At 41.5% G+C, this 20,212-nt stretch carries 20 protein-coding genes and 2 tRNA genes; 16 read left to right on the top strand and 6 right to left on the bottom strand.

Annotated elements, in window-relative coordinates; translation table 11 throughout:
• Positions 1-3: 3 nt before the first annotated feature.
• The 3 genes from BV372_RS19860 to BV372_RS35305 all read left to right on the top strand — a co-directional run bounded on the left by BV372_RS19860 (position 4) and on the right by BV372_RS35305 (position 1,720).
• Positions 4-1,110, top strand: a complete 1,107-nt coding sequence (locus BV372_RS19860) for a hypothetical protein (protein WP_086688220.1) — start codon at positions 4-6, stop codon at positions 1,108-1,110.
• Between the two features lie 57 nt (positions 1,111-1,167).
• Positions 1,168-1,238, top strand: a tRNA-Gly gene (locus BV372_RS19855).
• Positions 1,239-1,489: 251 nt separating this feature from the next.
• Entirely contained in the window at positions 1,490-1,720 is a 231-nt protein-coding gene (locus BV372_RS35305) for a hypothetical protein (protein ID WP_143845203.1), read from the top strand.
• 76 nt (positions 1,721-1,796) lie between these two features.
• On the opposite strand, the gene BV372_RS19850 is transcribed toward BV372_RS35305, so the two are convergent.
• From BV372_RS19850 to BV372_RS19840, 3 genes are all read right to left on the bottom strand, one after another.
• Complete coding sequence (locus tag BV372_RS19850; protein WP_086688219.1) at positions 1,797-3,125, bottom strand: ATP-binding protein; 1,329 nt, start codon at positions 3,123-3,125, stop codon at positions 1,797-1,799.
• A 194-nt stretch (positions 3,126-3,319) separates the two neighbouring features.
• Positions 3,320-4,588 carry a tellurite resistance TerB C-terminal domain-containing protein gene (locus BV372_RS19845; RefSeq protein ID WP_086688225.1) on the bottom strand — a complete coding sequence of 423 codons (1,269 nt, stop codon included), beginning with the start codon at positions 4,586-4,588 and terminating at the stop codon, positions 3,320-3,322.
• Between the two features lie 156 nt (positions 4,589-4,744).
• Positions 4,745-6,109 (bottom strand): ATP-binding protein, encoded by a 1,365-nt coding sequence (locus BV372_RS19840; RefSeq protein ID WP_373270788.1) that lies wholly within the window; start codon positions 6,107-6,109, stop codon positions 4,745-4,747.
• A 102-nt stretch (positions 6,110-6,211) separates the two neighbouring features.
• Here BV372_RS19840 and BV372_RS19835 point away from each other — a divergent pair, with 102 nt between their 5' ends.
• Positions 6,212-6,532: a TMEM14 family protein gene (locus BV372_RS19835; RefSeq protein ID WP_086688217.1), complete on the top strand. Its 321-nt coding sequence runs from the start codon at positions 6,212-6,214 to the stop codon at positions 6,530-6,532.
• Positions 6,533-6,696: 164 nt separating this feature from the next.
• Here BV372_RS19835 and BV372_RS36505 read toward each other — a convergent pair whose 3' ends face one another.
• Entirely contained in the window at positions 6,697-6,849 is a 153-nt protein-coding gene (locus tag BV372_RS36505) for a hypothetical protein (RefSeq protein ID WP_179198160.1), read from the bottom strand.
• 782 nt (positions 6,850-7,631) lie between these two features.
• Between BV372_RS36505 and gshA the strand changes: the two genes are divergently transcribed.
• The 7 genes from gshA (at position 7,632) to BV372_RS19800 (ending at position 14,765) form a co-directional block, all read left to right on the top strand.
• Positions 7,632-8,771 (top strand): glutamate--cysteine ligase, encoded by a 1,140-nt coding sequence (gene gshA, locus BV372_RS19830; RefSeq protein WP_086688216.1) that lies wholly within the window; start codon positions 7,632-7,634, stop codon positions 8,769-8,771.
• A gap of 383 nt (positions 8,772-9,154) precedes the next feature.
• Positions 9,155-9,616, top strand: a complete 462-nt coding sequence (locus BV372_RS19825; RefSeq protein ID WP_086688215.1) for a tRNA (cytidine(34)-2'-O)-methyltransferase — start codon at positions 9,155-9,157, stop codon at positions 9,614-9,616.
• 808 nt (positions 9,617-10,424) lie between these two features.
• Entirely contained in the window at positions 10,425-12,722 is a 2,298-nt protein-coding gene (locus BV372_RS19820; protein ID WP_086688214.1) for a peptidoglycan DD-metalloendopeptidase family protein, read from the top strand.
• A gap of 249 nt (positions 12,723-12,971) precedes the next feature.
• A tRNA-Met gene (locus BV372_RS19815) sits at positions 12,972-13,045 on the top strand.
• A 173-nt stretch (positions 13,046-13,218) separates the two neighbouring features.
• Positions 13,219-13,698: a D-aminoacyl-tRNA deacylase gene (dtd, locus tag BV372_RS19810; RefSeq protein ID WP_086688213.1), complete on the top strand. Its 480-nt coding sequence runs from the start codon at positions 13,219-13,221 to the stop codon at positions 13,696-13,698.
• A gap of 106 nt (positions 13,699-13,804) precedes the next feature.
• Complete coding sequence (gene psb28 / locus BV372_RS19805) at positions 13,805-14,140, top strand: photosystem II reaction center protein Psb28 (protein WP_086688212.1); 336 nt, start codon at positions 13,805-13,807, stop codon at positions 14,138-14,140.
• A gap of 121 nt (positions 14,141-14,261) precedes the next feature.
• On the top strand, positions 14,262-14,765 hold the full coding sequence (locus tag BV372_RS19800) for a molybdenum cofactor biosynthesis protein B (RefSeq protein WP_086688211.1): 504 nt from the start codon (positions 14,262-14,264) through the stop codon (positions 14,763-14,765).
• A 124-nt stretch (positions 14,766-14,889) separates the two neighbouring features.
• Here BV372_RS19800 and mraY read toward each other — a convergent pair whose 3' ends face one another.
• Together mraY and BV372_RS19790 are read right to left on the bottom strand one after the other, a co-directional pair.
• Complete coding sequence (gene mraY, locus BV372_RS19795; protein WP_086688210.1) at positions 14,890-15,987, bottom strand: phospho-N-acetylmuramoyl-pentapeptide-transferase; 1,098 nt, start codon at positions 15,985-15,987, stop codon at positions 14,890-14,892.
• Positions 15,988-16,066: 79 nt separating this feature from the next.
• Positions 16,067-16,306, bottom strand: a complete 240-nt coding sequence (locus tag BV372_RS19790) for a DUF3134 domain-containing protein (RefSeq protein WP_086688209.1) — start codon at positions 16,304-16,306, stop codon at positions 16,067-16,069.
• A gap of 242 nt (positions 16,307-16,548) precedes the next feature.
• Between BV372_RS19790 and BV372_RS19785 the strand changes: the two genes are divergently transcribed.
• From BV372_RS19785 to mdh, 5 genes are all read left to right on the top strand, one after another.
• Complete coding sequence (locus BV372_RS19785; protein WP_086688208.1) at positions 16,549-17,133, top strand: PAP/fibrillin family protein; 585 nt, start codon at positions 16,549-16,551, stop codon at positions 17,131-17,133.
• Positions 17,134-17,430: 297 nt separating this feature from the next.
• A complete protein-coding gene (locus BV372_RS19780) occupies positions 17,431-17,643 on the top strand; it encodes a photosystem I reaction center subunit IV (protein ID WP_086688207.1) in 213 nt (70 codons plus the stop codon).
• Between the two features lie 151 nt (positions 17,644-17,794).
• Positions 17,795-18,637, top strand: coding sequence for a DNA-formamidopyrimidine glycosylase (locus BV372_RS19775; RefSeq protein WP_086688206.1), 843 nt, complete (start codon positions 17,795-17,797; stop codon positions 18,635-18,637).
• 111 nt (positions 18,638-18,748) lie between these two features.
• Positions 18,749-18,964: an NAD(P)H-quinone oxidoreductase subunit O gene (locus BV372_RS19770; RefSeq protein ID WP_086688205.1), complete on the top strand. Its 216-nt coding sequence runs from the start codon at positions 18,749-18,751 to the stop codon at positions 18,962-18,964.
• A gap of 106 nt (positions 18,965-19,070) precedes the next feature.
• Positions 19,071-20,051, top strand: coding sequence for a malate dehydrogenase (gene mdh / locus BV372_RS19765; protein WP_086688204.1), 981 nt, complete (start codon positions 19,071-19,073; stop codon positions 20,049-20,051).
• Positions 20,052-20,212 lie beyond the last annotated feature (161 nt).

Raw genomic sequence — 20,212 nt, 5'->3', positions numbered from 1 at the left:
AATATGACACAATCGGTTGCAGATAAAACTTCAATTCCAGCCACAGCCTGGAGACGACATACGGACCCACCTAGTTTATGGATTGCCGTAGTCATGGGTTCAGTGACCCTGCACTTATTAGTGTTTTGGCTGTTACGCTCATATCAGTCAAGTTTATTGTGGCGGCAGCAAAGCAAAACTACTATTCCGATTGAGGTTGTAGAAATTTCTTCTCAAACGAAATCAAAAGCCAAACCCAGAGCACAAGTAAAACCCCTGGCTTCTAAACCAAATTCAGTATTATCAAAGCCTTTATCTACAAATCAAAAATTACAACCAAAAATTTTATCTAAACCTGTAGTTCCACCAGATAAATTAATAACAAAACCAAACCCTACTACTCAAGATAAAAATGCTGTAGCTTTTGCCGAGCAACGTCAACTGGCTGAGCAACGCCAACGTCAACTAGCTGAGCAGCAGCAACGTGAACTAGTCGAACAACGTCAACGCCAACTGGCTGAGCAGCAGCAACGCGAACTAGTCGAACAACGTCAACGCCAACTGGCTGAGCAGCAGCAACGTGAACTAGTCGAACAACGCCAACTGGCTGAGCAGCAGCAACGCGAACTAGCTGAGCAACGCCAACGTCAACTAGCTGAACAACAGCAACGCGAACTAGCTGAACAACAGCAACGCGAGAACGCAGGTAATAGTAATACTAATAACCAAGAATCCACCTCTCAAGCCTCTAATGCGGCAGGTGGAAGCCTCATAGCAAGTTTAGTTGGACAACCTCAACAGGGAGATAGAGATAGACATACTCATCCAGCTACAATCAAACCAAGCAACCAGCCCTTTAGCAAGGGTCTTGAGTATGTAAAGTACATAGAAAAGGATTCTGGTCAGCCTGTAGAATTCACTGTAATCTTAACAATTTCTGAAAAAGGCAAACTTGAGCACATTGCTATTACAGATGAAGCCATCTCAGAAAAAGAAAGAAGCTATTATGAAGACTTTGTAACCAATCAAGTTTTCAATGGCTGGGAGTTTGAACCTGCATATGACAAAAATCCAAACGATCCAAAGGCCAGTAATTTACTAGTACGTATCCGGATACAGCCTCTCCCTTAATCACTAAGTGCTTGAATTTCAGCTACAACTGTGTTAGACTTTTGAAGTTGGAAATTCGCGGGCGTAGTTTAGTGGTAAAACTATAGCCTTCCAAGCTATTAATGCGGGTTCGATTCCCGCCGCCCGCTTTGATGTCAAAACCTCTGCAAAGCTAAGATTACAGGGGTTTTTAATTTTTCAAGTTACTTGTTCACTAGTAAGTATGTTCTAATTTTACATTTAAAGTACCTGTAGCGAACAAGAGTACTTAAAGAATGTGATCGCACTATTACTAAAACACTGATTCACTATTCGGAATCATAACGAAAAAACTAAGTTTCGTTGGGTTGCGACAAGCATTGTTTGGTTATAAAAGACATTAAAACAAGGTTTATAAGTCTTGTATTTTATTAATGAATGGGTGTTTTATCATGATTTGGTCAGGCGATCGCAACACTCTCAAAATGGCACAAAACTAGAGTGGTTAATTTTTTTAGATGAAGCCAGCATTTTAATCATCTTCCCAAATCAAGGAGTCAAAATCCTCACAGATATAGGCTCACTTCACATTCTTAACAACATCGACCTAAGCTTAAACATCGAGCAAGTCTTTAGCTGGCTAAACCTCTAATTCTACAGACACCCTGCTGTACAGTGATAAATTTCGCTGGGTTGGTTCTGGTACTGATTGAAGAACCTTGAGCTAATCACAAACTAAATTCTGCTGCATTATCTTCAACTAAATTTGCATCTTTCCCCGCAGCAGTGAGTTTAAATTTAGAGCCATGAATTAATTCCCTAAATGCTATTTTTGGGTTTTGGTGGAGAATATTCAAGACACTGATAAAATCCCGTACAATCTCCCCTGGTGTTAGTAAAGCCTCTGCACCTAAGCGATTAACAATTTCTTGCACAAGCTCATTCAAATCTCGGTTTGTCAAAGCTTTTTCATACCCAAAATTTAAGGCATGAATTTCAGTTATGCGTTGTAAAAGTGTGAGAATCTCTTCTTGGCTTAAAGGGTTGAGTCTGATTACTGGACCTGAATATTCTTGAACACCAGCTTGGGTAACAAAGCGGCTTTCTTTAGTACGTCTACGCCAAGCTTGATCTGCAAATAATCCTCGATTTGGGTCTTCTAAAAACTTTGTTGTACCACCAATCAAAATACCTAAATGTTCAGCTTTACACTGCATGGTATCGTTAAAAATTGCTAGCAGTCTATTATAATTTTTTTCTCGTGTAACTGTAGTGGATATCTGGTATAAATGCACAGATTCATCAACTAGAATTAACAGTCCTTTGTAGCCAATTTCTGCTACAAATTTCGCCAATAATTTGATATAGTCATACCAACTATCATCATCAATAATTACACGCACTCCTAAAGCAGCTTTTGCTTCAATTTTTGTAGTAAATTCTCCTCGCAACCAACGCATAGAAGCATTTTTTAAGCCATCATCATCTAATCGGTAACCACGCCAATAAGCGATAATTACACTACCAAAATCAAATCCATGAACTAAATCTTCAATATACTGAACAACTTCTCTTATTTTCGCTTCAACTTGGTCATCAAAACCTTCGTCATTAGGACGTATTCCAGCTTCTTTTGCTACTTCTTGTTGAATTTTATTAATCCATCCTTCTAAAATTGAAACTAAAGCACCACCATCAGGACGAGTTTTTGTAGCCAAGCGACTCATCAATTCTCGATAAGTTGCTAAACCTTCATTATTGCTTCCTGCTAGTCGGCGTTCCGAGGATAAATCAGCATCAGCTACTACAAAACCTTGTTCCATAGCACGGCTGCGAATCAGTTGCAGCATGAAGCTTTTACCCGAACCGTAGTTGCCAATTATAAAACGAAATGCCGATACACCTTCTGCAATGTCATCGAGATTCTGTAACAGGCTTTTTAGTTCTTGTTCTCGACCAACTGCTATGTGTTCCACTCCCAACCTTGGTACTACTCCTGCTCCAAGGGAATTAATTAAAGCAGTGGATATTTTTTTCGAGATTTTGAGCTTTGCCATGTAGTTGATCTCACCTGATTTTGAACGCAGAGGCTTACAGCCTGCAAAGTAATTTTACAACGGCATGAATAAATTAATTAATTGGATGAAACCGAGCTAATTATAGTGCTCCGAACTGAGTTATGAAAATTAACGTTCTAACAAACCGCCAATAATACCAACAAAAGAGAGAAAATTATCTAAATTATTTAGCACTAATATATAGAGCGTTCATACTTGTCCATCATTTTGTTGACGTTACTTATATACTCTTGATAGATTTCTGGAATGGAAACTTCTGTATTAATAATTAATTCTCCCAAAGTATCATTAGCCTTACCATTGATTGAATCAATTAATAGATTGGGCATAGTAATATTTGCTTCTGCAATTTGTTTAATCACAGCTTGGGTATTTTCTTGCTCTACTATGGCTTTTAAGACCTGAATTTCATAGTCTGGTAGCTGCTTGAGAAAATCGCTCCATTCTTCGGGAAAAGTCTCAGAGGCATCAGCTTGTATATTTATTGTTACTATTGGTTCAATTAATTCTTCAAAAGGAAAAAGATCTTGAATTTCTTCCTGCAATTTCTCAGGTAAAATTTCTGGATTGAGTGTTTCTATTTGTTGAAGTAATTCCCAGACTTGGCTTTGTAATAGGTCTCGTTCTTCTTGCAATAATAAAACTTGCCCTTGTAGGTGCTGCAATTCGGCTTGCTGTTCTACTATTTTGCTTTGTAAGTCATTCAGGCTAGATTCTATATTTTCTCTATTAGTTGTCGTATTTATTAATAATTGATTTTTCTGATTTACTTCAAGTTCTAGCTCTTGCAATTGATTTCGCAATTCATAGAGTTTTTCTTCTATTTGGGGTTTAAGCCTACCTAGCAGGGTTATATTACTTTCAATGTCTTGTTTTTCTTGCTGGAGTTCGCAGATTTGATTCTGTAATTGATTAATTTCGGAACGAGAGACATTAAATTTTAATTCGAGGCGACGTTTTTCTGCTGTGAGAACAGAAAAGGAAGTATTGAGTTCAGCTTTATTTTTATCTAGACTATGAATTTCTGTCTTCAGAAGACTAATTTCATTTTCTAACTGTTTTTTTTGCCCAGTAAAAGTGCTAAGTTCTCTGTGCAGGCTATCTCTTTGATTACGGCATTCTGCTACTTTATTTTGTAGTTGTTTGGACTCAGCATATAACAAACTACGATGTTCTTCGATTTGGTTAATTTCTCTAGCAATGCGAGACTTCAATTCCTCAAATTCTTTAATTCGTTTGTGCAAAGAATTTAAGATAAGCATTTCATAATTTTTACGCCGTTTATCTACACAAAATGCTGCTGCATAGGTAGCAATCAAAGTAATGATTCCTGTGACAAAGGCTTTAGTATAATCCCAGTTAGGGACAAGACTAAGACCAAAACTCACACTAAAGGCAACTATTCCTAAAAACAATCTATTATTTACTGTTGCTGAGTGCATATTGCTTATTTTTAGCCTAGTCAAGTTATCAAAATCAGTAGTTCTTAAGGCCATTACCCCTTACTTTCTCTCATGGAAGTCTGCGGTTGTAAATATTTGTACATAAAATTTTCCGATCAATTACTAAAAATTGAAATTATCAACCAATGAATTGTACTATTCCTGAGTAAATGTATTATTTTTTACAGTAGAAAGTGCTAAATCAGCTTTCAAGAAATCAACAAACTGACGTGCTGTGCGTCCAGAACGGCCATTATGGCGAGTAGCCCACTGTAATGCTTGATACTCCAAATCTTCTAGGCTAATATTAATTCCTGCTTTTGCTGCTAAATGCCGGACAATTTTTAAATAAGTTTTCTGATCTGCCCCCTCAAAGGTCAAGGTTAGACCAAAGCGATCGCTAAAAGAAAGCTTCTCCTGCATCGTATCCCATACATGGATTTCTTCTTTATCTTTGGGAGCAGGCCTGTCTGTATAAAACTCTCGAATCAAGTGGCGGCGATTGGAAGTTGCATACACAACTACGTTTTCAGGTCGTGCAGTTAAATTACCTTCTAAAACTACTTTCAATGCTTTAAAGGCATCGTCATCTTCTTCAAAGGAAAGGTCATCAACAAAGATAATAAATTTCTGTGGCACTCCTCGCAATTGTTCGACAATTATTGGCAAGTCTTGTAATTCGGATTTTGTAACTTCTACTAAGCGGAGGTTGCGTTGACTATACTCATTCAACAAAGCTTTCACTAAGGACGATTTTCCAGAACCACGACTACCATAAAGTAATACGTGCAGTGCAGGCTCGCCTGACAATAAAAATTCTGTATTTTTTAACAAAGCGTCCCGCTGAGACTCATAACCTGCTAGTACATCAAGTTTGACAGGATCGGGATGCCAAATGCCAACAAACTTCCCAGCTTGCCAGCGCAAAGCGCGATATTCTGCAAATAACCCTGTGCCAAATTGCCGATAATAAGTGGCTAAATCTTCTACAGTATCAGCCCAATTATCCGAATGTTGTAGAGAGGCAACCGCCTTAGCTTCAAGGCGCGGCTTCATCCCTATTGTCTTTGCTTCTACCTGATCTTGCTCTGTGTACCACACAATAGGTGAAACAGGTAGATGGGCTACAGTTTGTACCCACTCACTCAAAGAAGCGCTGCTACATTCACATAAACTATGCAACACCTGTAAATCATGCTGAGCTGCTGCTACTAAAGCAAGGGGTATATTCTCAAATTCTTCCTGTTGAGCCAGCCTTGTAAATGGATTCTCAGAAACGAGAATTTGATTAATTAAGTAGTCTTCCCAATTTTGATTTTTAGCGGCTAAGGCATGAAAGTAACTGCCGTAGGCTTGGAGGGAACCTCGTGCATCAGCATCACTGTAGCGTATAGCTTGCAACAGTTCAAGAAATGCCATCCCCACTTCATTCTGGAGAACGGATTGGTAAAGTAAGAGTGATGCTGCTTGGCGCTGGAGGAACTGGATTTTTGCATAGGATGAAGTGCTTACCGTAGACATCGCTTGATTATCCATCAATCAATTGGGTGATGAGCTTCAAAAGCTATGGTAAATTGTCTGCCGACCCTTGCTGCAAAGTCAAAATCTAGATAGGTTTTAACAATGAACATAGGTATAATTGCCGCGCTTGTCTACGGCATTTTGGCGATGATTGGTGGCATTATGGGCTACATTCAAGCTAATAGTAAAGTTTCGCTGCTAAGTGGTATTATTAGCGGTTTATTACTAATTTTTGGCGTTTTATTGCAATTACAAGGACAATCCTGGGGTTTGTTGGTAGCAGCTTTGGTTACTGCTGTTTTAGTGGTTGTCTTTTGCTTGCGGTTAGCAAAAACACGTAAGTTTATGCCTTCAGGATTAATGGCTATTTTGGGTATGGTGACATTAGTGCTGATGTTGAATCAAATTGTTGCTGTCAAGTAGGGTGACCTTTGATAAGCTAATGCGCTTTTAAATTGAATATTTTTCCAGGTTCGCGCAGCGTCTTTAACAGGAGAAGAGTGTCATTAGTCATTTGTCACCCTTTGGGAACCCCTAACGCGTTAGGTAGGCGTCTCTCCTGGGCAGAAGAGTCACTAACGCTTACACTAGTCGCTCATGCAGTAAACCATGCCACTTTCGTGACTGTTGGCACCGACAGCAGTTGCTTCAACGGAGGTTCCCTCTGCAACGCACTGCCTTTCCAACGCAGTTGCTCTCCAAAACCACGCTGGTTCACCGCTTTGCGTTTGTGTAAACACAAATGATCATGACCAATAACACAGATAGAAGCCTGAGAGGAAGAAGGCTCCGCTCAAAACTTTAGGGAATACCTTGATGAGTCAATATACAGTTTAAATACGTCACAGCTTAGCAGTTTTCACATACTGATGCTTGATGAATTTTGGCATTTACGGACAAGGGTAACAGGTAAACAAAGGAGAAATGACAAATCACAAAGCACCCACTAACAGGCCGCTATTAGCCTCTGTTTGTAATTTTGATATAGATGACTCTCCCTGTTCTCAGTGATTATATATAGTACATTTATATTACTGTAAAGTTGCACTTTTAATATCAAAAAGGCTCAGATTTTCCGCTGATTCCTCTGCATTTAAAAACGCCAGGTTCTTAAACAAAGTAGTACTAAGTTTATGGGAATATACAAAATAGGAGGACTATATATTTGCCTCTAGACAAAATTAGTGCTGATCCTATGTAGGCGATCGCCTGGGAATAATAGGCTTAACCGAATCCTGGCATTTTCTGCCAGGAAATAGCAGCAATCCCGATTGCACAAGGCTGCTAATAAGGTTCATCTTCCTTAGGAATCAAGTAAAAATCAGTAATTATAAATCACTAATACTAAGGGCATAAATTGTTTATGTCTTTAGTATTCCTGAGTTATGCAAAAAACAGGCAGAATGCTTGTGTTTATTAGTTTACGTTTAAAAAATTCTAAATTGGACTTGGCTTCAACGTCGATGCAAAAAATCGTCTCGTTCGATACAATTTATAGGCTAAGAGAGCCGAGGAGAACAAAGTGAGCTTATCAAAAGGCTTTGAGATTGAGATGTATACGGGCACACCTCAAGGTGAAATCGTCGGTCTCTCTGACAAAATTGTTGGGGCTTTAGATGGATTTGTGCGGGAGCCAGATAGCCGCAACGTGGAATATATAACTAAGCCATTACATAGTTATGAACAGTTATTGTGCGCCCTGCTGCGTCCTCGCCATGAATTGCGAAAATATCTTGAACAATTGGGCGACTATACCTTAATTCCAGGTAGTACCTTGTCTTTGGGTGGCAGCGATCGCTTTTTCCGTTCCGATCCCACTAACCTTTATCACGACTACATTGAGCAAACCTATGGCACAAAAGTAGTCACAGCTAGCGTACATATCAATATAGGTATTAGCGATCCAGAACTATTGATGCGGGCGTGTCGCGTAATTCGAGTAGAAGCACCTTTATTCCTCGCCCTCAGCGCTTCATCTCCTTTTTTAGATGGCAAAACAACTGGTTATCACTCTACCCGATGGGGACTATTTCCCCATACGCCTGCCCGTGTACCTTTATTTGAAAGCCACGCTCACCACATTCAATGGGTAGAACAACAGTTAGCTGCTGGCACAATGCAAAATGTCCGGCATTTGTGGGCATCAGTCCGTCCAAATGGCGATCGGCGTCCCTATGACTTAAATCGCTTAGAACTGCGAATTTGCGATTTAGTTACAGATCCAATCGCCTTACTAGCAATTACTGCTTTACTAGAAGCCCGATTGTTGCAGGTTATAGAAAATCCTGATATCGATCCGTTAACTCAAAGTAGCTTCTCTGCTGAAGAACTCATCAGCTTAACTGCTAGCAACGAAGCTGCTGCTGCGACTGCAAGTCTGGATGCTCCGCTTCAGCATTGGCAAGATGGCAAAACTATTTTAGCCAGAGATTGGATAGATCAAATGTACCAGGAAGTTTGGGCGATCGCTAAACAACAAGGGTTTGGTTGTTTCCTTTCTCCCTTGCACAAAATTCTTCGCGAAGGTAATGAAGCCAAACAGTGGTTGCAACTGCACGCGGTTGGGTTTGATTCTGGGCGAGTTATCTCCCAAGCAATTGTCGCTACCCAAGAACGGGAAATCGAATTAGAGGATAAATTGTGTTCCCCCTCATTGGCATAACACTACACCCCCTTGTCTTCTGACAAATGGTAGATTTTTTGGGAGGCAGACGAAACTTCAGGTGCAACTACTAATTAGCGCAGCGTAGTGGAAATAACTGTTCAGTTTCAAAAAGATCTGACTGTAAAATCTTTCTTTACTTCCGCACGCTGCTACCTGCCTTTTTGCTTTTGCTGTTCAACTACAAAAATCTAAGAATTCGCGCACTTAGCCAGAAATACTCTCAGATACTCTTCTGAGAGTTGATTTGCTATGTTTTAAAAATCTAATCGATAGGAAGAGCTTGATTAATTATTAACAAAACCTATAGATAGTGCCTAACCCTTGGTAGAATATGCCGAGTTAATATATTGTTTTTTACACTACATTCTTGCCACTGAACAATGCCTCAGGTAGTTTTAGTTAACCCGCAAATTCCCCCGAATACAGGCAATATTGCTCGTACTTGTGCCGCTACGAGCACAGAATTACATTTGGTCGGGCCTTTAGGGTTTGAAATTAGCGATCGCTACCTTAAAAGAGCTGGTTTAGATTACTGGCCTTATGTCAAGCTCAACTATCATGAATCCCTAGACGCCTTTAAAAATATCCGTCAGGAACGTGGAGGGAGATGGTTAGGTTTCAGCGTTAGAGGCAGTTTTAATTATGCCCAATTTAATTTTCAAGCAGATGACTGGCTACTGTTTGGCAGCGAAACCACTGGCTTAGCGCCCACAGTTCTATCAGCTTGCGATGCAACCCTATACATACCTATGGCTCAACCTCAGGTTCGCAGCTTGAATCTTTCTGTGAGTGTCGCAGTGGGTTTGTTTGAAGCACGTCGTCAACTGGGTTATTTACAATAGAAACTTTCTAAATATTTATAAGTAATATTACTTAAATAATTCTATGATATCTGAGGATATCATTTACCCAAGTAGTTGATTTCAGCAAATATATCCATTGTTACAGCCAAAACGATGTGAATGGTTATACTTGATTCTGTAAGCTCTTCTAAAGTTGAGTAAAAATTACTTCCAAACTTAGGTGAGCTTATATAAGAAATTTGTATCTAAAATTTGCGTCGATTCGGAATTTGAATGATAGATTTTGATGAATTTCAATTATCTTAAAACTTGGGAACAAAACGGGTAAAACCTAGTCTTATAGGGCATTTAGTCATTTTTGGCTCAAGCGGTATTTGGAAGAAGCGCAAAAGTAGCTGCGAGATAATACGGTTGTTTTTTAGGGAATAATCAACGTAAAGTCTCGTGTTGAGTAGACGGATTGGATAGAAATCTCTTGAAGATATCTACAGCAGGGAGATTTGCTTTTCGAGAAGTCTTAGCTAATCAATTGCAAAGAGCAACAGTGGATTTGGCAAAGTGTATATTTTTGTCCATTCCCAGCGACTTCAGCAAAATAGGCGCAGACAACTCCAAAAAGCAAAACATCCTAAGGTGTGAGGAACAGAACGGACAAGTCAGCACAGCAATTTTAAGTTTTGCTAAAAGGTGTGAACTTGTCTAAATCAGAGAAGCAGGTTAATCTTGCGTAAGTATCTCTGGTGGGTGTGATCTTGATCAATCATTTGATGTGATCTAAATCATTGACTAGTATCAGACTGAAAAAAATCAAGGTCAGTTAAGCGCTAGTGATCATAGGAGGTCGTCTTTGAAACGAGCATTGAAAAAGAGAGTAAAGGCTGTGCTGAAAAATACCCCCAGCAGTGATGGTGTCCCGGTGGAACAGTCAAATATGAACAATTCTGTGAGCAACCACCGAGCGCGGACAAAAGCCGCCATGATTGGCTTGGCGATCTCAATGGGAGCAACCAGCCTCTTGGTAACTCGACAAAGCGATCAAGCTCAAGCAGCGGCTCCTGTGGGCAGCCAAAAGGCAGCCTCAACGATTCCTGCTGCTCCTGACACCGAGATGAAATTTGCTCCCACAAAGCTGGAAAACCAAACCGTCTCATTAGTGAGCGTGCCGGAAAATCCTGTCATAGTGGAACCAACAGCAATTTCACAGGTGCCTGGGCTTGAAGCTAAATTGCAAGTTGCGGCAAGTGGAATGTCTGTGCCAGTTCCGGTTTCAGCAGCAACTGGCAAAGTTACAGCAACCTATAAGAGTTCTTTTTATCAGCAACCCCAAGTAGTACAGGGTTTGCAAGTAGCTAACAAGCTAAAAGAAGTACAAAAACTTTCTATTGCTAATAGTGTAGTTAGCTCGCCAACTACATCCCTGAGCGCGGTAGCTACAGAAAATCAAACTGCTAACAATGAAGTTACTGCTCAACTGAAGGCGCAGCAGGAGTTTGCGCTGAATCGGTTACAAGAAAAATCGAACCGTTTAAAACAAAGTCTGGCGGAGTTTCGGTCTGGGGAGAGTAAGAATTTATCACAAGCTAATGTGGGGTTGTCTCAGCCAACAGCTGTAGTTGAGAAAGCGCCACAACTCAACGCAAGCAACATTACAACTGAGCAGTTGCCAATTAGCACTGATGCCAATAAAGCAAGCCTAATATCTAGACTAAAACAGTCTAAAGCTGGCTCTGCGCCATTAGCAACCCCTGTACCAGCTACACTTAAAGCTGCTACACCATCGGCTGCTGTTGCCTACGAAGTTAAGCCCGGAGATACCCTAGCGGCGATCGCTAGCAATTACGGTACTTCCATCTCAGAGTTAGCCAAAGCAAATCATCTGAGCGATCCAAATCAACTGCAAATCAGTCAAAAACTGGTTATTCCTGCTGCTGGGGTTGAGCGCAACACTGTTAACCCATCCAAGTTAGCAATTAACCCCACTGTAGAGCAGTCTGATGCTACGCTCAAAGTAGCTCCATCCCCTGTAAATACAGCTATTGCTAACCCAACTTTAGCTGTTACACCACAGTTACCGATCGTTGCTAACAACAGCAGTGTTACCGTACCGACACCGATAACTGCGAGCAACCAGATTCCAGCAAATAGTAATACTGCGATCGCTTCGCAAACAGTCCCTAGCCCTGCTAACGCTTACGGTATGGGTGGTGATGCTCCGGTGCCAAAAGTTTTTGCCGAAATGCAGTTGAATCAAAAACCGCAGAAGTTAGCAAGCACCAAAAGTAATGAGCGTCTCCAGAGCTTACAAGCAGAAATTCAAAGATTGCGTGAGAAATATCGCGCCCAGCAAGCTGGTGTAGTCACCCCAGCAGTTAGCGAAAATAACAACGCTGCGGTCTCGGTTCCGGTTGGTAATCCGAATAATTTCGCGGTATCCAGCCCCACTTTGCCGCGGAATTCGGTACAGATTCCTGTGCCTTCCCCGATTGGGACGACTAACTATAGTGTCCAACCAATTAAGCCCCTATACCGTGCAACACAACCGACTAACGAGCCAGTAAATCCAGAGTTTTTATCTAACCAAGCTCCTGGACGTAAGACACCTGCTGCTAGAATCGCAACTCCTTCTCGGGGAACCAATGCTTCTGACTCACTAGGAAAGATGCGGGGCACTACAGTTTCTCCAGGTTTACCGCCTTTGTCAGCAGTAGATCAATATCTGCCCAAACCTATTGATGAGGCCATTCCTCCCCCATCCTCCTCATCCGTTGCTTACATTTGGCCCGCAAAAGGTGTCCTTACCTCTGGTTATGGCTGGCGCTGGGGCAAAATGCACAAGGGAATTGATGTTGCCAACTCCACTGGTACGCCGATTTACGCATCAGCTGATGGTGTGATAGTAAAGGCAGGGTGGAATAACGGTGGCTACGGCAATCTTGTAGATATTCGCCATCCTGATGGCAGTATTACTCGTTATGGTCATAACAGCAAGATTTTTGTGCAGGTAGGTCAGCAAGTGCGTCAAGGAGAAACAATCGCTGCAATGGGTAGCACTGGTTTTAGTACTGGTCCACACAGCCACTTTGAAATTCATCCATCAGGTAAGGGAGCAGTTAACCCAATTACCTACTTGGCAAACCGCATCTAGTTTCTGGCTGTCTAGAATTCAATCATTACCTTTTTCATAGAGGGAGCTAAACTCCCTCTTTTGCTTGGCATTGCGATTCTTTAAATTCGAGCTACAAATGATTTTCCCTTCTCCCCCTGTTTGTCATCTGTAGCTACCTTCGCGAGAAAAGGTATTAGTCCTTCTAGGGTCCAACCAAAAATTAATTGCCAGAAAGACTAGAAATGAGCAAATTTTTCTGCTATATTTAGAAATCATGTGAAAAAACATGGCTCAGTAGCTCAGTTGGTTAGAGCACGGGACTCATAAGCCTGGGGTCGTTGGTTCAAATCCGACCTGAGCCATTTAAAAAACCTAATTATTGTAAAAGTTTCAGCCAATAGCAGAAGTCTTGGTTATTAGCTGTAAATTCCTAACTTTGACTATAAAATTAGCTATCATACTGCGAATTTCATACTCACTAATATCTTCTTTATTTGAGTTTGAGTAAATTGTTAATAGCAGTACACTTTTTTTCATGCGCGTTATCATTCAGCGAGTTAAATCATCTCAAGTTAGCGTTAATGGTGAAATTGTCGGCAAAATTGGTCGCGGGCTAAATTTACTTGTAGGAATTGCCAATACTGATACCGATGCTGAACTCGACTGGATGGCGCGAAAGTGTTTGGAATTGAGGTTATTTCCTAATGAACAAGAGGACGTAGACGCGCAGCGGCTTGTCGATAGACATCGCTGGCAAAAATCTGTGCAAGAAATTGGTGGTGAGTTGCTGGTAGTCAGTCAGTTCACCCTTTATGGTGATTGTCGCAAAGGTCGTCGCCCCTCCTTTGACCGTTCGGCTGCTCTCTCATTAGCCCAAGATTTGTATGACGGATTTGTTACCAAATTGCGTACCAGTGGTTTAAAAGTGGAAACTGGTGAGTTTGGTGCAATGATGCAAGTTGCAATTGAAAATGACGGACCTGTGACTTTGTTTCTGGAACGAGAAGCTACTTAAGCATTTATCCGTAAATCAGGAATATCAGTAATAGCAAAGATTGCTTGGTTCTAAAATGATGAGAGAATAATAAATTAATCATTACAAAACTTTAAGTTCACTCATCATGGCGAAAATCCAATTTTCTAGAGGTATAGACGAAGATGCAGTACCTGATGTGCGCCTAACGCGATCGCGTACTGGTGAAAGTGGTACTGCAACATTTATTTTTGTCAATCCTAAAGCTTTAGCTCAAACTACTACCGAAGATATCACCGGGATGTACATGATTGACCAAGAAGGGGAAATCATTACCCGCGAAGTGAAGGCTAGATTTGTCAATGGCAGGCCAGAAGCATTAGAAGCAATTTACCTGATCAAATCTGCCCAAGAATGGGAGCGCTTTATTCGCTTTATGCAGCGGTATGCTGAAGAAAACGGGTTGGAATTTAGCAAATCGTAAGGAGTCAAGAGTCAAGAGTCAAAAGTCAAGAGGAGCCAGTGCTGTGGGGTATGTTCCCCTCGTTGTTCCTAGACTTTGGACTCTGAATTTTGAACTTTGCGTAACAGTTTCAGAAATTGGTATGACACAACAACCTCACCCAGACTCGCCGGGAATAACGGTAAATTGTGCTGTTGTCACCGTTAGCGATACACGTTCTCTAGAAACCGACAAAAGTGGTCAGCTAATTAAGGAATTACTTCTAAGTGCCAATCATGCTGTATTAGCCCACAAAATTATTAAGGACGAGCCAGCACAGATTCAAGAACAGATAAAACTGCTGGGTGAGACTACAAATGTGGATGTTGTGATTTTCAATGGTGGCACAGGGATTGCACCCAGAGATACTACCTACGATGCAATTGAAAAATTGCTAGAGAAAACCTTGCCAGGATTTGGAGAATTGTTTCGTTTTTTAAGTTATCAAGAAATTGGTTCGCGGGCGATCGCCTCCCGCGCCATTGCTGGTGTTTATCAAAATAAATTAATCTTCTCTCTTCCTGGTTCTAGTAATGCTGTGCGACTGGGAATAGAAAAACTAATTTTGCCGGAGATGGTTCATTTGGTCAGCCAAATGCGTAAATGATCTGACAATTTTATCTTTATCACCGTATTGTTTTATAACCATAAAAAATAACCCCCACTAATGTGAGGGTTGGTGATTAAAAATTTACTATTTATTCAAAATGCTTTTTTCAAATCGGAGAAAATTAACGGATTGCCATACAGATTGTGGCCAAAATTGCGGCGATTATATAAAATACAGCGACCACTTGTAATTCTGACCAACCAGTAAGTTCCAAATGATGGTGTAGGGGTGCCATTTTCAACAGGCGCTTACCTTTACCATCGGGACCTTTAGTGGCTTTGTAATAACTTACTTGCGCCATCACAGAAAGGGTTTCTACGAAGAAGATGCCGCTGAGAATGAACAGTATGACTAAACTGTTGGTTAGCAGTGCTACAGCAGCTAAAGCGCCACCCAGAGCCAAGGAACCAGTGTCTCCCATGAAAACACGAGCTGGGTTCCGATTGTGGGCTAAGAAACCTAAACAACCGCCACTCAAAGCAGCACAGAAAATCATCAATCCAGGTGAGGTGGGTGCAACTACAGCACCAAGAGCCAAAAGAGCGATCGCTACGGTTCCACCTGCCAAACCGTCAATGCCATCAGTCAAATTGGTTGCGTTACTCTCTGCAACTAGGGCAAAGCCAGCCAAAGGCCAGAAAACAAACCCTAGGGGAATTGAAGCGCCTATTAAGGGTAAAGCAATATTTGTAATTCCTGTAGGTTGATTAAACATCAGCCACAGACAAAATACTGCTGCAAAACCGACCTGCAAAGTTAGTTTCGTGCGGGGGGATATACCCTTATTTGACTTACGACGAAGAATTTGCCAATCGTCTAACCAGCCAATAAACCCATAACTGAGTGTCAATGCGGAAACCGCAACCACTTCTTTTGCAAAATTAGACAATACGCAGGCAAGTATCACGGCTACGGGAACAAAAAATATCCCGCCCATTGTCGGTGTACCTGCTTTTTTCAGATGGGCTTGGGGGCCATCTTCACGGATTATTTGTCCAGTTTTGAGTGCCTGTAGCAGCGGGATCACCCAGAAGCCTAGGGCCGCTGAACTCAGCGCAGATAACAATAGTGGCAGGGTCAGAGACATACCCTGCCAAGGCAACCTATTACTCATCGAATCCAAAATCAATGCTGCCCCGCCTAGCCCTATAGCCAAACACGAAGCGATACCGATTCCAGAAAAGTTTAACTCTTGGTCAGGAGATAATTTAGCGTCCACGGAAATTTCCCTTCACTCCACACTTACAAAACTGAACAATAGTGACGATATATGCCACAAAGTTCCCAGCCATAACAGGCTAATCTTCGGCAATAGCTACATCGTCGTCGTCATCAAGATCATAATCACCGATACCATCGTCTCCACCCAGAAACTCTGATATTTCTTCTTCATCTTCCAGAAAATCAGGTTCGTGAACGTTACGCGCTATAATCCTACCGCTGGTTTGTAACCAGTCTAAAAGAGAAGTCTCTTGTTTTAAAGGAATAACAGCAGCTCGCTGGTTGCGGGGTTCTTCACGTAATGGTGAAATCAACATATCGCCAAGAAACGAGAACTTCCAAGTAACTAGACAATAAGAGTCTATCACTGGATATGAGTTAATTTAGTTATTAATTCAACTCAAAAGTTGCACAATCCGCCATCTGACAAAAGACATTTATTTAATTACCTTATGACAGATGACAGGACATTATTAACGATCTAGTTAGACTCTATACATTTGATATTTATATATGTTTGATGCTGATTTCATCCTGATGATTTTTGAGGTGATAGGCGATGATTGGAAAAACAGCTGTCTTAGATGCGATCGCAGGTACTAATCGCGGTTTACTGGCTAGTGAGCAACAGAAACAGGCTATATTAGCAGCGATCGCCACTTTAGAGGACCTCAATCCCACACCACGCCCTGTAGAGGCTCCTGATTTGCTTAATGGTAATTGGCGATTAATATATACAACAAGCAAAGCACTATTAAATCTGGATCGATTACCTTTTTGCAAGCTCGGACAAATTTATCAGTATATTCGCGTAGAAAATTCCAGCGTTTACAATATAGCCGAGATATATGGCTTACCTTATTTAGAAGGATTGGTCAGTGTTGCTGCCAAATTTGAGCCAGTCTCAGGTCGTCGTGTCCAAGTCAAATTTAATCGAAGTATCATCGGTTGGCAACGGTTATTAGGTTACAATTCTCCAGAAAATTTGATCCAACAAATTGAAGCTGGTGACAAATTAACGGCAATTGATACTGCGATTAACAGTGATAGACAACAAGGATGGTTGGATATCACTTATTTAGATACCGATCTACGGATCGGTAGAGGTAACGAGGGTAGTGTGTTTGTACTTAATAAAGTATGAGGGTTTCCTGAAGTGTTATCTGCGAACGACATGAAATTAAATCATCGTCAGATTTTTGTCAAGCAGGGTTACACACCTTTTTTAGGTGAAAAGCTGGAAGCTCGGGAAGTGCGGTAGATGGGGATCACAGAAATGGAAAAGATATAGGTACAGAGCCGATAACTCACAACTTATAACTGACAAGTTCCTCAACTAGAAAAATAACTTAACAAAGCCTCTGGCTGCGTCCTTCTGGTTGTAGAGTGAAATCAATTAGCCGTATATATTGGCAATTGATAACTAAAAGGGAAAAAACTCATGGTTCAACGTGGTTCTAAAGTACGTATTCTCCGCCCGGAATCCTACTGGTATCAAGATGTAGGAACCGTGGCGTCTATTGACCAAAGCGGTATCAAGTATTCTGTAATTGTCCGGTTTGATAAGGTAAATTACTCAGGCATTAACACGAATAACTATGCCCCAGACGAATTATTAGAGGTTGCAGCTCCAGCAGCGAAAGCGAAAAAGTAAGCAATTGAGCTATAAGAGGATTTTTTAATGGGATGATAGAGAGGAGTTCCAAGGTCACAAGCCAACCATCGGAACTTTGGAGGTGATTAATTACCTTCGGCTCTCTAAATCCTCTATCCTCAACAGCAAATTGCTTGCTTAATCAGCTTCAATGCCTGAACTGCCTGAAGTCGAAACAGTCCGGAGGGGTCTAAATCAGTTGACCCTCAATCAAGAAATAACGGGTGGAGATGTGTTGCTTGATCGCACCATTGCCTACCCGTTTTCTGTTGGTGAGTTTATTCATGGAATCAAAGGGAGTGCGATCGCCACTTGGTATCGTCGTGGTAAGTATCTCCTCGCTGAATTATCTCCCTCCTCTACCGCTGGCTACCTGGGAGCGCATCTGCGCATGACAGGTCAACTCCTGTGGCTGCATCGAGATGAACCATTACATAAGCACACGCGAGTCAGATTATTCTTTGGAGATCAACAAGAATTGCGCTTTGTTGACCAGCGTACCTTCGGTCAAATGTGGTGGGTTCCCCCAAATGTTGCTGTCGAAAGTGTCATCACTGGTTTAGCAAAACTCGCAGTAGATCCGTTTTCACCAGAATTTACAGTTGAGTATTTGGCGCAAAAGCTGCAAAATCGACGCCGTCCAATCAAGACTGCCTTACTAGATCAGTCAGTCGTGGCAGGATTGGGTAACATCTATGCTGATGAAGCACTTTTTAAGAGTGGCGTTTTACCAGAAACTCTTTGTACAAATTTGCAGCGAGAGCAAATCAAGCTTTTACGGTCTGCCATTATTCAAGTATTAGAAGCCAGTATTGAGGTTGGTGGTACAACTTTTAGTAATTTTCTCAATGTCAAGGGCATCAATGGTAACTATGGCGGTGTAGCACTAGTATACAATCGTGCTGGTGAACCTTGTCGAGTTTGTGGTAATTTGATACAACGCACTAGGTTAGCTGGGCGTTCCAGTCACTTTTGCCCTGAATGCCAAGATTAGTTGAGTTAAGTTTTAAATCAAAAATATACCAATGTTAGCTTTAGTCCCTTTATGTATTGGCGCGAGCTAAGATCCTGTATAAAAGGATCTGCAAACTAGAGAGGGAAACTCATGCCAATTAAAAGAGGTGATATTGTTCGCGCTGTCCGCGAGAAGTTGGAAAACAGTGTAGAAGCAAAAGCTAGTGATACTCGCTTTCCTGGCTACTTGTTTGACAGCAAAGGCGAAATTGTTGATATCAAAGGTGATTATGCCTTAGTGAAGTTTGGAAAAGTACCAACACCTAACTTTTGGCTACGTCTAGATCAACTAGAAGAATTTAAATAATTCAACACCCTCAGACTCAAATGTAGTCTGGGGTTCAAGCAACTTAGCCTACCGAGTAAGGTAGGTATAAAATATTATCTCCGGCTTATTAGCCGTACCCCTATATATGTCTTCTTATCCTCAATCTCCGGCTTTGTGTCATTTACCCCGTGTCACTGTTATTGGTGCAGGTAGAGTTGGTAGTACCCTAGCTCAACGAATTGCTGAGAAAAACCTAGCAGATGTAGTGTTATTAGATATCGTTCAAGGAATGCCTCAAGGATTAGCACTAGATTTGATGGAGGCTAGGGGAATTGAAGCACATAATCGTCAGATTATTGGCACTAACGACTATGTTGATACATCTGGTTCAGAAATCGTGGTGATTACCGCAGGGATTCCCCGCAAACCAGGTATGACTCGAGACGATTTACTCAAAACCAATGCCAAGATTGTGGTGGAAGCAGCCAAAAATGCGATCGCCTACTCTCCTAATGCTATTTTTATCGTCGTCACCAATCCCTTGGATGTGATGACTTATTTAGCTTGGCAAGCAACCGGGTTACCGCGCGATCGCGTTATGGGTATGGCTGGCGTCTTAGACTCAGCCCGCTTTGAAACCTTCATTGCTTTAGAATTAGGGGTTTTGCCCGCCGATGTTAAAGCTATGGTACTGGGTAGTCACGGCGATTTGATGGTTCCCTTGCCTCGTTATGCTCATGTCAACGGCATTCCGATTACAGAATTGTTAGATGCAGCCACTATTGAGCGTTTAGTAGAGAGAACCCGGAATGGTGGCGCAGAAATTGTGGAATTGATGCATACAGGTAGTGCTTTTTTTGCTCCCGCTTCTGCTGTGAGTGTGATGGTAGAATCAATTTTGCTCAATCAATCGCGCTTGTTGCCTGTTGCAGCTTATCTTGAAGGTGAATACGGTTTAAAGGATATCGTAATCGGCGTTCCGTGTCGGTTGAGTTGCGGTGGAATTGAGAGTGTATTGGAATTAAATATCGCCGATGAAGAAAGAGCTGCTTTACATAGTTCTGCTAAATCGGTACGTCAAAATATTGACCGAGCACAGGAAATGTTATCTGCTGTCAATGTTTAATAGATTGACGCTGGAAAATCTTGCTTCTAAATAATTAGGCGTATTTTATCTTAGTTTTCCGTAATTTATAGTACGTTTTACTGACCTCGTCCCAACCCCTCTCCGATGCGGAGCTACGATGTACATACAAGCCCTATCGTCCGCAGGCTATAAGCTTGGGG

The sequence above is a fragment of the Nostoc sp. T09 genome, from assembly GCF_002154695.1.
GTDB lineage: Bacteria > Cyanobacteriota > Cyanobacteriia > Cyanobacteriales > Nostocaceae > Aulosira.
The sequence above is the reverse complement of the archived record's forward strand: the minus strand, read 5'-3'. Positions and strand labels throughout refer to the sequence as shown.